Origin of the sequence: Streptomyces roseolilacinus, assembly GCF_014649335.1 — a bacterium.
Classification (GTDB): Bacteria; Actinomycetota; Actinomycetes; order Streptomycetales; family Streptomycetaceae; genus Streptomyces; species Streptomyces roseolilacinus.
The window spans coordinates 58,393-71,952 of sequence record NZ_BMSV01000012.1 but is presented as its reverse complement, the minus strand read 5'-3'; the positions used below and the strand labels follow the sequence as shown (position 1 = coordinate 71,952).

Genomic DNA, 13,560 nt, shown 5'->3' with positions numbered 1-13,560 from the left:
GGGCTCGGGCGGGAGGCGGGAGCGTCGGCACGGCCGCGGAGGCCTCGTTCACGGTGGGGTCCCGCGGGGGCCGCGCGGGCCGTCCGTGCGGTACGGGCGCGGGGGCGCGGGGGCGCGAGGGCGCGGGCGGACCGTTCCCGCTGCGGCACGGCATCGGCCGCCACCGGCAGGCGGGGGAGCCGGTGGCGGCCCTCCCGGCGTACGAGCGGGGCGTGATCACCGTGGACCTGCCCGGCTCGGCTGCGGGAAGTCGGCGGCGCTGCCGGACGGCCCGGCGTACGACCCGCCGACGGTCGTGCCGGCGCCGGGCGGCCCGTGCGCGGCGCCGGGGGCCTGGGCGCTTCGGCTTCGGCTTCGGCTTCGGCTTCGGCTTCGGCCGGATTGTCAGTGGTCGGTCCTACGGTCGGGACATGACGCGATCCGTACAGGCACTCGCCTACGCACGCCCGTCCACCCTGGGGTCCTCGCGGTCCGGGCGGTCGCTCGGCCTGGAGACCTCCGGTGGTCTGACGCCGGCCGGTGCCGAGGCGCACCCCCGTTTCTTCTCCGGCTTCCTGGCCTCCCCGCAGACGGCGGCGCGGGGTCTGCTCGCCGTGGCCGACGTCGCCGCGGCCCGCTACCACCAGCGGACGCGACCGGGTTCGCTGGACCCGGTGGTGACGGGGAACGGCGACCGGCTGCGGTTCGAGTCCTTCTCGGGGTGCAACGGCGTGTACGCGCGCCTGGACGTGCTGCGCGAGGGCCTGGACGGCGCGGACACGGGGCACGGCACGACGAACGTGGACGTGAACAACCCGCTGCGGGAGGCGCTTTCCCGGCTGACCGGTGACGATCCGCTCCACCTGCGGGTCGGTCCGGAGGAGCTGGCGGTGACCACGCTGGGCGGCTCGGTGGTGGAGAAGAAGGTGCCGCTGCCCGACCGCTGGCTGCGCGGCTTCGCCGAGGCCCAGGTCGCGTGCGCCGGGTTCGACCTGCGGGCCGAGCTGCCGGCCGCCGAGGCGGTGCGGTTCCTGCGGACGCTGCCGCGCGCCGGGGGAGCCTCCGCGCGGGGGCCGATGTGGGTCGTACCGGCGGGGCGGACGCTGCGGCCGACGACGCGGCCGGTGCCGGGCGCGGTGTGCCTGGCGGGCCCGGACCGGCTGTCGGCGCTGCAGCGGGTGCTGCGGCACGCGACGGCGCTGCGCGTGTACGGCCCGGCGGCGGGCGGGGCGGGCGGCGCGGCGAGCGCCTGGGAGGTGGGGCTGCCGGGCATGCGGCTGACGCTGACGCTGTCGCCCGACCCCGCGCGGGGGTTCTCCGGCGAGGGGGGCGTGCTGGAGGCGCTGGCCGCGGAGGACTCCGCGGCCGACGCGGAGCTGGTGTCGGTGCTCCTGGCCTGGGAGCCGCGCATCGACCCGTGGGACCTGTCCGTGCGGGCGGGCCTGCCGGTGGAGCGGGTGCGGGCGGCGCTGACCCGGCTCGGCACGGCGGGCCGCGTGGGGTACGACGTGGCGGAGGCCGCGTACTTCCACCGGGAGCTGCCGTACGACGCGGACCGCGTCGAGCGGCACAATCCGCGGCTGGTCGCGGCGCGGGAGCTGGCCTCCTCGGGCGCGGTGGAGGTGTCGGGCGCCCTGGCGACGGTCGTGTCGGGTGAGCGCCGCCACCAGGTGCGCGAGTCGGACGGGGTGCTCAGCTGCACGTGCCGCTGGTGGGCGGACCACCGGGGCGGGCGCGGCCCCTGCAGGCACGCGCTGGCCGTGCGGATGGTGCGGCGCGGGACGACGGTCGCCGGAGGTGCGCGGTGAGGGAACTGCTGGACGCGGTGCGGCAGGGCCGCGCGGAGGACGTGCCGGACCTGCTGCAGGCACTGGACGCGGCGGGGCGCAGGGCCGCGCTCGGGGAGCTGAAGGCGCTCCGCGCGGAGGCCCGCGGCTGGGGCTGGGACCAGTGGGACAGGCGGCGCCGGGTGCACCAGGCGCTGCTCCTCGCGGGGGCCGGCTGCCACGGGGGCGCGGCCGCGGCGGCCGCCTGGATCGGTGCCCGCGACCTGCGGGACTGGCAGACCCCACCGCACCCGCTGCTGCTGGACGTGCTCCGCGACCGCGACGCGGCGTGGCTGGGCGACGTGGCGCACCGGCTCGCGGGCCGCGCCGCGACGGCGCGGGAGGACTACCCGCTGATCCGGGAGCTGGTGCGGCGCGCCGGCTGCCCGGTGCCGGTGACGGACGGCTACGTGTACGGCTGGGTCGACGCCCTGTCGCGCCGGGACGTGCCGGCGGACCTGCCGGCCGACCCGCAGACGCCGGTGCTGGTGCCCCGCCTCTTCGAGACGGCCGAGCTCGCCCAGGGGCTGGCCTGGACGGAGGTCTGGGCGAAGGCCCTGCTGGCCCTCCCCCACGCGGGCGTGGTGGAGCGGCGGGTCCTGGTCGACGGGTGCGTGGCCCGGCTGCTGCGCGGCGGCAGACAGTCCGACCTGCGGTTCTTCCTCGGCCTGCTGCGGGATTTGGAGCTGACCCCGGAGGAGGAGCGCGCGCATGCGGCCGACTGGGCGGGCCTCGCGGCGGACGCCCCGTCGACGGTGGCCGGCCACGCCCAGGACGTGCTCGGCCGGCTGGCCGCGCGGGGGGAGGTCTCGGCGCGGCAGGTGGCGGAGGTGTCCGCTTCGGTGCTGTTCCGTACGGAGAAGAAGCTCGTCCGGGCGCAGCTGGTGCTGGTCGACAAGGTGCTGCGGCGTGACGCGGCGGCGGCCGGGGAGCTGCTGCCGGTGGTGGCCGAGGTGTTCGGGCACCCGGACACGGCCTTCCAGGAGCGGGCGTTGAAGCTGGTGGGGCGGCACCTCGGCGCGGTGGACCCGGAGGTGCGGCGCCGGCTGGCGGAAACGGCCGCCGAGCTGCTGAGCCCCGCGCACCGGACGGTGGCCGCCGGGCTGTTCGGCGCGCTGCCGGAGCCGGAAGGCACGCCGGGCCCGTACCAGGAGCTGCTGCCGCCCCCGCCGGAGCGGGAGCGGCTGGCTCCGGCCGCGCGGACGCTGCCGGAGCTGGTGGAGGAGGTCGCCGCGCTGCTCCGGTCCACCGACCCGGACGTGGAGGACGTGGAGCGGGCGCTGGACGGGCTGACGCGCGGCGTCCACCAGGACCCGGCGGCACTGCGGGAGGCGCTGCTGCCGCTGCTGCCCGGCCTGTGGTGGTACGACCACGGCCGGGCGGAGCCGGGGTACCTGCACGCGGTGCAGCTGTTCGTGGCCGCGGTGGTGGGCCGGGTCGGGCGCGACGAACTGCGCCGGGCGCTGCGCGGCCCGGGGGACGCGCCCTGCGTGCACCAGCGGCTCGCGCGCGTGGCGTCGGCGCGGGCTCAGGAGGCGGCGCTCCGGGCGCTGACGGAGCCCCTGCCGTTCCTGCTCGCGACACCGACGTGGAAGTCGGGCGCGCTGGATCCGGCGGAGCTGGTCGAACGGCTCGCGGCCTACCGGCGGCTCGGCGTACGGCCCGGTGAGTACGACGTCGCGCAGGCGCTGCTCCGGGTGGTCAGGACGGGTCCCGGAGTGCGGGAGGCCGCGGAGACGGCCGCCGCGCTCGGCACGCCGGAGGGCGGGCGGCTGGCGGCCTGGCTGGCACGGGACGCGACGTTCGGGCCGGGCACGCGCGCGGTGGTCGAGGTGCCCCGGCCGGTCTGGGAGGGGGGACGGCCGCCGCTGCGGCGGATCGTGGTGGGGACGCCGGAACAGCCGGAGCTCCGGCGGAAGTTCCCCCCGGCGTTCCGGGCGCTGGGCCTGCCCTGGACGGGGACGGGCGAGAGGTGCCACTGCCAGGGTTCGGTGGGGGGAACCCACATCGCCGTGCTGCCCGAGGACCGGGAGGCGCTCGCGGCGTGGCTGCTGCCGCTGGTGACCCCGTGCGCCGACGCCGACGAGCAGGGCGGCGGGCTGGTCCTGCCCGCGCTCGTCGAGGCGGGCGGCGCGGCGGGGACCGCGCTCCACCTGGCGGTGGCGTGCGGGCTCGGCGCGCGGCACGCGGAGGACCGGTTGGCGGCCGTCGACGCGCTGCTGGTGCTGGCCTCGCGCGGGGAGCTGGACGCCGAGCGGCTCGGCGGCGAGCTGGCGGCGCTGGTGGAACTGGGCACGGTCAAGGTGAACCGGCTGACCGACGCGCTGGGCACGACGGCGGCGACGGGCGCGTACGCCACGGTGTGGGCGGTGCTCGCGGGTGCGCTGCCGGGGCTGCTCGCCGGAGGGGAGCCGCCGCACGGGCTGGGCGGGATGCTCGCGGTGGCCGCGGACTGCGCCGAGCGGTGCGGGGCCGCCGCCCGCCCGACCGGGACGGTGCCGCCGGGGCTGGCGGAACTCGCGGCGCGGCGGGGCTCCTCCCAACTGGCGGCCCAGGCCCGGCGGCTCGCCGGCGCGCTGCGGCGGCCGTGAGGGGGCGCGTCGTCCACGGGGCGGACCGTCCGGCGCCACGAACTGCAAAAATCAACCTTTAAGCACCCAAGTGCACGCTTAACCAGTCAGTCACACATCGTTCGTGATCGCGCAACACCGCTGCGGCAGGGTGCTGTCATGACCCAGATGACCGAAGCGTCCGCCACTTCCGCGAAGCGTACCCGCCGTCAGCACCACTGGCGGCGGGACCTGGTCGAGCTCGCGGCCCTGTTCACCGCCGTGGCGGTCGCGGACGCGATCGCGAACGCCATCGCGCACGGTCCGGACGGCCCGTACCTGCTCGTCGTCTCGGCGGTGGTCCTGGTGGCCACCGCCGCCTTCCACACCTGGTGGGCGCGCCGCCACAGCCATGCCCCACCGCCCCCGGCTCCCCCCGGGACACCGGGCGCCCCGGGTCGCGCGCCGGCCGCCGGGCGGGGCGACGGCGTGGCGGACGCCCGGGCCGGGACCGCGCTGTGGCGGATGCGGACCACCGTGCGCGACGAGCCGGGCAGCCTGGCCGCCCTGTGCGGGGCGCTCGCGGAGCTGCGGGTGGACATCCTGACCCTGCAGACCCACCCGCTGGCCGACGGGACCGTCGACGAGTTCCTGCTGCGCGCCCCCGCGCCGCTCCAGGCGGCCGCGCTGACCCGGCAGGTCGCCGCGGCGGGCGGCGCGCACACGTGGATCGAGCGGGCCGACGCCCACGACCTGGTCGACACCCCCACGCGGGTCCTCGGCATGGCCACCCGCACCGCCCTCGACGCCGCCGAACTGCCCCTGGCGCTGCGGCAGCTGCTGGGCCGCTGCACCATCCGCTCCGTCCCCGCCGTCTCCCCGACCGGCCGCCGCAGCGACCGCGCCGCCCCGGTGGAGGGCGCCCTGGAGCAGGACGACACGGTGATGCTGCTGCGCGACCCGTACGGCGGGGTGCTCACGGTCGAGCGCCCGTACCTGCCGTTCACGCCCAGCGAGTTCGCCCGGGCCCGCGCCCTGGTCGAGCTGGACGCGCGCCTCGGGCCGAGGGTGCCGCGCAGCCAGGACGTCCACGTGCTGCCCGAGGGCGACGAGATCACCGTCCGCCGCGCCGACCAGGACGACGCGAAGGCCGCGCGGGCCATGCACGACCGCTGCTCCGACCACACCCTCGGACTGCGGTACCACGGCCCCGTCGCCGACGCCGACCGCTACCTGAACCACCTGCTCAGCCCCCGCTTCGGCCGGACCCTCGCGGTCGAGACCGCCTCGGGGCGGCTGGTCGCCCTCGGGCACCTCCTGTGGGACGGCGACGAGACCGAGGTGGCCCTCCTCGTCGAGGACGCCTGGCAGCGCCGCGGCATCGGCACCGAGCTGCTGCGCCGCCTGATCGGCCTCGCCGTGGACGCCGGCTGCGACAGCGTCTACGCCGTGACGCAGGCGTCCAACACGGGCATGGTCGCCGCCATGCGCGCCCTGCGGCTGCCCCTCGACTACCAGATCGAGGAGGGCACGCTGGTGATCACCGCGCGGCTCGACGCCCTGCGTGCCGAACGGCGCAAGTCGGCCGAAAGGCATGGCCGGTCCACCCCGCGCACCGACCGGGCCGCGGACACCGGCCGCGCCGGTCAGGGCACCCCTCACCGCCCGTAGCCCCCTTCCCGGCGGCCCGCCGGCAACAGGATCCGGCCAAATTCCACGGGGTCCGGGCCGCGGCGCACCCGGGTGCGCCGCGGCCCGCCGCGCGCCCGCGCGAGGCGCGCCCCGCGCCTCGCGCGGCCGGTCCCGCACGCCCCGGCCCCCGGGGCGTACGGCCGGCCGGACGCTCCGCCACAGGTCGCGACAACTGCCCGGCGCACATGGCGGTGACACCCCGTCCCGCCCCGGCGCCGGCACCGCGCGGACCCCCCGCGCCACCACCGCGCCCCGCGGATCGGCGGGGGTGACCACGGCGCGCTCATTTGTCAGCCGACTGAGATCGGATGAGGTGACGCGGACGTCGGCCGCGTACGAGGATGGGGCCATGCCAGATACCCCCAGCAGCGCTCTTCCCCGCCAGGTCGCGGACGCCTTCGTGGACGCCCTCGTCGAACTCGACCCGGTCACCGGCACGTACCTGGGCGTGCGGGAGAGCTACGCGCTCCTGCCCGACTTCTCCCCCGCCGGCCAGGAGGAGATCGCCGGCCTGGCCCGCGACACGCTCGCCCGGCTCGACGAGGCCGAGCGGGCGCCGGGCGCCGAAAGCGACGCCGAGCGCCGCTGCGGGCGCCTCCTGCGGGAGCGGCTCACCGCCGAACTGGCCGTCCACGAGGCCCAGGAGGGCCTGCGCACCGTCAGCAACCTCCGGTCCCCCGCGCACAGCGTGCGCATGGCGTTCACCGTGACGCCCACGGAGACGGAGGAGGACTGGGCGGCCGTCGCCGAGCGGCTGCGGGCCGTGCCGGCCGCGCTCGACGGATACCGCGAGTCGCTGGCGCTGGGCCTCGGCCGGGGGCTGCCGGGCGGTCCGCGCGCGACGGCGACGTTCGTCGGCCAGCTCACCGAGTGGGCGGGGGGCAGGGGCGGCTGGTTCGGGGAGTTCGCCTCGGCCGGGCCCTCCGCGCTGCGCGCGGAGCTGGACGCGGCGGCGCGCGGCGCGACCGCGGCCGTCGCGGACCTGCGCGACTGGATGCGCGACGTGTACGCGCCGGCCGTCGAGGGCGCCCCCGACACGGTGGGCCGCGAGCGGTACGCCCGCTGGTCGCGCTACCACAACGGCACCGACTTCGACCTGGACGAGGCGTACGCGTACGGCTGGGACGAGTACCACCGGATCCTCGGCGAGATGAAGAAGGAGGCCGACCGGATCCTGCCCGGCGCCGGCCCCTGGGAGGCGCTGGCCCACCTCGACGAGCACGGGACGCACATCGAGGGCGTCGAGGAGACCCGCGTCTGGCTGCAGGAGCTGATGGACGAGGCGATCGACGCCCTCGACGGGACGCACTTCGAACTCGCCGAGCGGGTACGGCGCGTGGAGTCGCGCATCGCGCCCCCCGGCAGCGCCGCCGCCCCGTACTACACGGGCCCGTCCGAGGACTTCTCCCGCCCCGGCCGGACCTGGCTGCCGGTCGGCGACGAGACCCGCTTCCCGGTGTACGACCTCGTGTCGACCTGGTACCACGAGGGCGTGCCGGGCCACCACCTCCAGCTGGCGCAGTGGGCGCACGTCGCGGACCGCCTCTCCCGCTACCAGGCGACCGTCGGCATGGTGAGCGCCAACGCGGAGGGCTGGGCGCTGTACGCGGAGCGGCTCATGGACGAGCTGGGCTTCCTGCCGGACGCGGAGCGGCGGCTGGGGTACCTGGACGCGCAGATGATGCGGGCGTGCCGGGTGATCGTGGACATCGGCATGCACCTCGGCCTCGGGATCCCGGCGCACTCGCCGTTCCGGCCGGGCGAGCGGTGGACGCCGGAGCTGGCGCAGGAGTTCTTCCAGCAGCACAGCAGCCGTCCGCCCGCGTACGTCGAGAGCGAGATGGTCCGCTACCTGTCGATGCCGGCGCAGGCCATCGGGTACAAGCTGGGCGAGCGGGCCTGGCTGCTGGGCCGGGAGAACGCCCGCAAGGCGCACGGGGCCGCGTTCGACGCGAAGAAGTGGCACATGGCGGCGCTCTCGCAGGGGCCGCTCGGCCTGGACGACCTCGTCGACGAGCTGTCCCGGCTCTGAGGCCCGTCCGCCCGGTTCAGCAGCCGCAGTCGTCGGCGCCGACGGGCGCGGTGAGGGGGTCGGCGTCCCGGTGGCGCCGGCCCTCCCGCGTCTCGTACGGGAAGCCCTCGCGGGCCCAGTACTCGAAGCCGCCGAGCATCTCCTTGACCCGGTAGCCGAGTTCGGCGAGGGCGAGGGCGGCGCGGGTCGCGCCGTTGCAGCCGGGGCCCCAGCAGTAGGTGACGACCGGGACGGCCTTGTCGAGCAGCCGCTCGGCCTGCTCGGGGACGAGCGCGGTCGGCAGGTGGACGGCGCCGGGGACGTGCCCCTGGTCCCACGCCTCGGCGGAACGGGAGTCGAGGACGACGAACCCGGGGTCGCCGCCGGCGGCGAGGGCCGCGGCGACGTCGGAGGCGTCGGTGTGGAACGCCAGGCTCGCGGCGAAGTGGGCGGCGGCCGCCGCGGGCGCGGCGGGCGGCACGCGCAGCACGGGGTTGGCGGTGCGGGCGGGCGTCGTCGTGCCCGGGGTGTTCTCGGTGTCGGTGTCCATGTCGGAGAATCTACGGTCGGTGATCTTCACGGTGAAGTGACGATCCCCGGCCGCTGCCTTGTCCCGCCGGGGAATCCCCTGCTATTCGTCGTCCATGACGGGATTCTCACCGGACGCCACCGACTGGCGCATCCTCCAGGCCCTGCAGGCCGACGGCCGGGCGAGCTTCGCCGAGCTGGCCCGCGCGGTGTCGATGTCGGCGAGCGCGGTGACCGAGCGGGTGCGCCGGCTGGAGGAGGCGGGTGTGATCACCGGGTACACGGCGGTCGTCGACCAGGAGGCCCTGGGCCTTTCGATCCTCGCCTTCGTCCGGCTGCGCTACCCCCACGGCAACTACAAGCCGTTCCACGACCTGCTGGAGGTGACGCCGGAGGTCCTGGAGGCGCACCACGTCACCGGGGACGACTGCTTCGTCCTGAAGGTCGCCGCCCGGTCGATGCGGCACCTGGAGGAGGTGTCGGGGAGGATCGGCGCGCTGGGGTCGGTGACGACGAGCGTCGTGTACTCGTCGCCGCTGCCGCGCCGCCCGGTCAGCCGCTGATCCCCTCGCCCGCCCTGAGCCGCACCCGGGAGCCGTCGCGCCCCTTGACGACCTCCAGCTGCGTCGGGATGCGGCGGCGCAGGTCGGGGACGTGGCTGACGATGCCGACGCTGCGGTCCCGTTCGCGCAGCGAGTCGAGGACGTCCAGCACCTCGTCGAGCGTCTGCTCGTCGAGGCTGCCGAACCCCTCGTCGATGAAGAGCGTGTCCAGGCGGACGCCGCCCGCCTCGTCGGTGACGACGTCCGCGAGGCCCAGCGCCAGGGCGAGGGAGGCGAAGAACGTCTCGCCGCCCGAGAGCGTCGCCGTGTCGCGTTCGCCGCCGGTCCACGCGTCGACGACGTGCAGGCCGAGACCGGCGCGCTTGCCGCCGCTGCGGGCGTCGGAGTGGACGAGGGTGTAGCGGCCGGACGACATGCGCTGCAGCCGGGCGGTGGCCGCGGCGGCGACCTGTTCGAGCCGGGCGGCCAGGACGTACGACTCCAGGCGCATCCGCCGCTCGTTCTCGGCGGAGGTCCCCGCGGTGAGCGTGGCGAGCCGGGCCACCCGGTCGTACTCGGCGCGCAGCGGGCCCAGCGTGCGGACCTCGTCCGCCGCGCGCGCGGAGAGGCGGTCGAGTTCGGCGCACCGGTCGCGGTGGGCGGCGAGCGTCGTGGCGGCGGCGCGGGCGGCGCGCTCGGCGGCGTCGTGGGCGGCGACCGCGGCCGCGACGTCGGCGGGCGGCCCCTCGGCGGCGGCGCGGGCGGCGGGCTCGGCGAGCCGGTCGGCGACCACGGCGGCCTCCGCCTGCCAGGCGTCGACCCGGCGCTGGAGGTCGCGGCGGGCGGCGTCGTCGAGGAGGGCGGCCGCGGCGGCGGCCGGCGTGGCGAACCCGGCCCGGTACGCGGCGTCCGCGAGCCGGTCGTCGGCCTCCTTGAGCCGCCGCGCGGCGGCCTCGGCGTCCCGGACCGCGTCGGCGGCGGCGTCGAGGGCGGCCGCCTCGCGTTCCAGGGCGGCCGCCCGGCGGGCGACGGTGCCGCCGCCGTCGCCGAGGGCACGGGCCAGGTCGGCCTCGCGGGCCGCCTGCTCCTGGTCGAGCGTCTCGCGCCGGGAGGCCCGGGCGGCGGCCCGCACCTCCGCCTGCCGGCGCTCCTCGACGCGCCGGGTGTGCTCCCGTTCGGCGCGCTCCAGCGCTTCGCGCGCGGGGTGGCTGTCGGCGGCCAGGTCGCGTGCCTCGGCGTGCTCGCGCTCCAGCCGTGCGACGAGGTCCTCCAGCGCGGCGACGGCCGGGCCCGCGGGGCCGTCCCCGTCCGGGCCGTGGGTGTCGGCGCCGTGGTCCTCGCCGGTGCCGGCCCCGTCGTCCTCGCCGGCGTCGGGTGACGGCCGCGCGGCGGCCTCCGCCGCGGCGGCGGCGAGGGCCTCCCGTACGACGGCCAGGTCCCGTTCGGCGGTGGTGCGGGCCTCGGCGGCGTGCGTGTGCGCCTCGTACGCGCCGGCCTCCGCGGCACGGTCGACGTGGTCGGCGGTGGGTCGTGCGGGCGACGGGTGCTCGGCGGAGCCGCAGACCGCGCAGGGGGCGCCGTCCTCCAGGTGCGCGGCGAGTTCGGCGGCGATGCCGCGCAGTCGGCGTTCGCGCAGGTCGAGCCAGGTCTCGTGGGCGGTGTTGGCCCGTTCCCTGGCGGCCGCCAGGCGGACCTCGGCGGCGGCCGCGTCCCGCGCGAGGGCGTCGCGGCGGCGGGCGGCGGCCAGCCGGCGGCGGGCCGGGGCGAGCCGCCCGAGGAGGTGCTCGGCGCGGGTGGCGGCCTCGCGGGCGGCGTCGACCCGGTCGAGGAGGGCGCGCCGGGCGGCGTCCCAGCCCGCCGGCCAGTCGGCGGCGTCCTGGAGGGAGTGGTCGTCGGCGCGGGCCTGCCGGTCGAGGTCGGCGCGCTCGCGGGCGATCTCCGCGAGGCGCTGTTCGGCGCGGCGGGCGGAGTCGAGGCCGCCGAGCTCCTGGCGGCGGGTCTGCGCGAGGCGGGCGAGCGCCTCCGCCCCGGCGTCGGCGAGGTCGGCGGGCAGGGCGGCCCGGGTGCGGTCGCGGGCGGTGCCCGCGGCGCGGTGCCCGCGCTCCGCCTCGTCGCGCAGGGCGAGCGGCCCGGCCACCCGTTCGGCCGCGCGGGCCTCGTCGAGGCGGGCCCGCCGCGCGTCGTGCCCGGCCCTGCCCTCCTCCAGGGCGGCGGCGCGGCGGCGGGCGTCCTCGTACCGCTCGCGCAGGGCGGCGAGGTCGCGCCGCTCGTCGAGGGCGCGGCGGGCGGCGGCCTGCCGCGCCTCGGCCGCGGCCAGGGCGAGGCCGGCGGTGTCGAGGGCCTCGCGGGCGCCGGAGCGGGCGACGGCGGCCCAGCCCAGGACGGCTTCGGTGAGGCCGGGGTCGCCGGGGGCGCCGTCGGGCGCGGGCCAGTCGCCGGCGGCGTCACCGGCGGCCTGCGCCATGCGGTGGGCGAGGGCGAGGAGCCGCTGGTCGCCCTCGCGGACCCGCTGTTCGGCGGCGCGGCGCAGCTCGGCGAGGCGCTCCTCGACGGCGGCGAAGCGGCGGGTGCCGAACAGCCGGCCGAGGAGCCTGCCGCGCGCCTCGGCGTCGGAGCGCAGGAAGCGGGAGAAGTCGCCCTGCGGCAGCAGGACCACCTGGCAGAACTGGTCGCGGCTCATGCCGACGAGCTGGGCGACCTCCTCGCCTATCTCCTGGTGGGAGCGGCTCAGGCCGTTCCAGGTGCCGGTGGCGGGGTCGTACTCGCGCAGCCAGGACTGGGCCTTCTCGGTGGTGAAGCCGCGGCCGCGCCTCTTGGGGCGGGGCTGGGCGGGCCGCCGGGTGACCTCCAGGCGGCGGCCGGCGACGGTCAGGTCGAGGACGACCTCGGTGACGGTGTCGGCGGGTGCGTGGTCGCTGCGCAGCGGGGCGCCGGGCGCCTGCCGGGCGCCGGGGACGGATCCGTACAGGGCGAAGCAGACCGCGTCGAGCACGGAGGTCTTGCCGGCGCCGGTCGGGCCGTGGAGGAGGAAGAGGCCGGCGGCGGAGAGCGCGTCGAAGTCGATCTCCTGGGCGGTGCCGAAGGGGCCGAAGCCGGTGACGCGGAGCCGGTGGAGCCTCACCTGCCCACCTCGCGTTCGCGCACGGCGAGGTCGGCGCGCACGTCGGCGAAGGCGCCGTGCAGGACGGCCCGTTCACGGGCGTCGGGCCCGGCCCCGCGGACGTGGGTCACGAAGTCCTCCGCGATCTGCTGGTCGGTGCGCCCGCGCAGGCGGCGGGCGTAGGAGAGGAGGTCGTCGGCGGTGTCGGCGCGCTCCGGCTCGAAGACGAGGCCGAGCGCGTGGGGGAAGCGCCGGGCGAGCCGGACCATGGGCTCGGCGGGGCGCACCGGGTCGGTGAGGGTGGCCTCGACCCAGGCGTCCTCGTGGCGGTCGAGGGCCGGATCGGCGAGGAGGTCGTCGAGGCGGCCGCGGATGCGGGCGAGGGGGCGCGGGACGGGGCAGTCGATCCGCTCGGCGGTGACGCCGCCGTCGGGGGCGAGGTCGACGAGCCACATGGTCTTGCGGTGCCGCCACTCGGAGAACGAGTAGGCGAGGGGCGAGCCGGAGTAGCGGACGCGGTCGGTGAGGGCCTGGGAGCCGTGCAGGTGGCCGAGGGCGACGTAGTCGACGCCGTCGAAGACGCCGGCCGGTACGGAGGCGACGCCGCCGACGGTGATGTCCCGCTCGCTGTCGCTGGGTTCGCCGCCGGAGACGAAGGCGTGGGCGAGGACGACCGAGCGGGTGCCGGCCGGGCGGTCCGCGAGGTCGGCGCGGACGCGGTCCATGGCGGCCGAGAGGACGGCCCGGTGGTCGGCCTTGGGCGCGCCGAGGCGTTTGCGCACGAGGGCCGGTTCGAGGTAGGGCAGCCCGTAGAGGGCGACGTCGCCGTGGGGCGGGTCGGGGAGGACGACGGGGGTGCCGATGCCGTCGGGGTCGGTGCGCAGGTGGATGCCGGCGCGTTCGATGAGGCGGGCGCCGACGCCGAGGCGGCGGGCCGAGTCGTGGTTGCCGGAGATCATCACCGTGGGCACGCCGGCTTCGGCGAGCCGGTGCAGGGCGGTGTCGAACAGCTCCACGGCGGTGAGCGGCGGTACGGCCCGGTCGTACACGTCGCCGGCGACGAGGACCGCGTCCACCCCGTGGTCGCGGACGGTGGCGACGAGGTGGTCGAGGAAGGCGGCCTGGGCGTCGAGGAGGCTGACGCGGTGGAAGGACCGGCCCAGGTGCCAGTCCGATGTGTGCAGAAGTCTCACGGCTCCGCCCCGCCCCCCTGTGTCGCTGTACCGCTCGTCCGCCTCCCGGGCCGGTAGGCAAGTCTGCCATCCGCCGGGGGGTCCTCCGCGCGCCGGCACGGCGGCCGTGGCGGCGGGAGGCCGTGCGGCGGGCGGGGAGG

The 13,560-nt window shown here is 77.8% G+C and carries 8 protein-coding genes; 5 read left to right on the top strand and 3 right to left on the bottom strand.

Annotated features, from left to right (window positions below; all coding sequences use genetic code 11):
* The first annotated feature begins 410 nt into the window (after window positions 1-410).
* From IE106_RS25455 to IE106_RS25440, 4 genes are all read left to right on the top strand, one after another.
* Window positions 411-1,787, top strand: coding sequence for an SWIM zinc finger family protein (locus IE106_RS25455; protein ID WP_189537553.1), 1,377 nt, complete (start codon window positions 411-413; stop codon window positions 1,785-1,787).
* Window positions 1,784-4,396 carry a DUF7824 domain-containing protein gene (locus IE106_RS25450; RefSeq protein WP_189537552.1) on the top strand — a complete coding sequence of 871 codons (2,613 nt, stop codon included), beginning with the start codon at window positions 1,784-1,786 and terminating at the stop codon, window positions 4,394-4,396. The genes IE106_RS25455 and IE106_RS25450 overlap by 4 nt, the downstream gene beginning before the upstream one ends.
* A gap of 138 nt (window positions 4,397-4,534) precedes the next feature.
* Window positions 4,535-6,025: a GNAT family N-acetyltransferase gene (locus IE106_RS25445; RefSeq protein WP_373295979.1), complete on the top strand. Its 1,491-nt coding sequence runs from the start codon at window positions 4,535-4,537 to the stop codon at window positions 6,023-6,025.
* A gap of 370 nt (window positions 6,026-6,395) precedes the next feature.
* A complete protein-coding gene (locus tag IE106_RS25440; RefSeq protein WP_189537551.1) occupies window positions 6,396-8,078 on the top strand; it encodes a DUF885 domain-containing protein in 1,683 nt (560 codons plus the stop codon).
* 16 nt (window positions 8,079-8,094) lie between these two features.
* Here IE106_RS25440 and IE106_RS25435 read toward each other — a convergent pair whose 3' ends face one another.
* Window positions 8,095-8,607: a rhodanese-like domain-containing protein gene (locus IE106_RS25435; protein ID WP_189537550.1), complete on the bottom strand. Its 513-nt coding sequence runs from the start codon at window positions 8,605-8,607 to the stop codon at window positions 8,095-8,097.
* A gap of 94 nt (window positions 8,608-8,701) precedes the next feature.
* On the opposite strand from IE106_RS25435, the gene IE106_RS25430 reads away from it, so the two are divergent.
* Complete coding sequence (locus IE106_RS25430) at window positions 8,702-9,148, top strand: Lrp/AsnC family transcriptional regulator (protein ID WP_189537549.1); 447 nt, start codon at window positions 8,702-8,704, stop codon at window positions 9,146-9,148.
* Here IE106_RS25430 and IE106_RS25425 read toward each other — a convergent pair.
* The gene (locus tag IE106_RS25425) at window positions 9,138-12,248 is read right to left on the bottom strand and encodes an AAA family ATPase (protein WP_189537548.1); all 3,111 of its coding nucleotides are present in this window, start codon (window positions 12,246-12,248) and stop codon (window positions 9,138-9,140) included. The two genes, IE106_RS25430 and IE106_RS25425, sit on opposite strands and share 11 nt — an antisense overlap.
* Window positions 12,245-13,420, bottom strand: coding sequence for an exonuclease SbcCD subunit D (locus tag IE106_RS25420; protein WP_189537547.1), 1,176 nt, complete (start codon window positions 13,418-13,420; stop codon window positions 12,245-12,247). Before IE106_RS25420 ends, IE106_RS25425 begins: the two co-directional genes overlap by 4 nt.
* Window positions 13,421-13,560 lie beyond the last annotated feature (140 nt).

Bases quoted from the DNA above. Each gene is read 5' to 3' on its own strand.
- IE106_RS25455 (WP_189537553.1), top strand. From the start codon at position 411: ATGACGCGATCCGTACAGGCACTCGCCTACGCACGCCCGTCCACCCTG.
- IE106_RS25440 (WP_189537551.1), top strand. From the start codon at position 6,396: ATGCCAGATACCCCCAGCAGCGCTCTTCCCCGCCAGGTCGCGGACGCC.
- IE106_RS25445 (WP_373295979.1), top strand. From the start codon at position 4,535: ATGACCCAGATGACCGAAGCGTCCGCCACTTCCGCGAAGCGTACCCGC.
- IE106_RS25435 (WP_189537550.1), bottom strand. From the start codon at position 8,607: ATGGACACCGACACCGAGAACACCCCGGGCACGACGACGCCCGCCCGC.
- IE106_RS25430 (WP_189537549.1), top strand. From the start codon at position 8,702: ATGACGGGATTCTCACCGGACGCCACCGACTGGCGCATCCTCCAGGCC.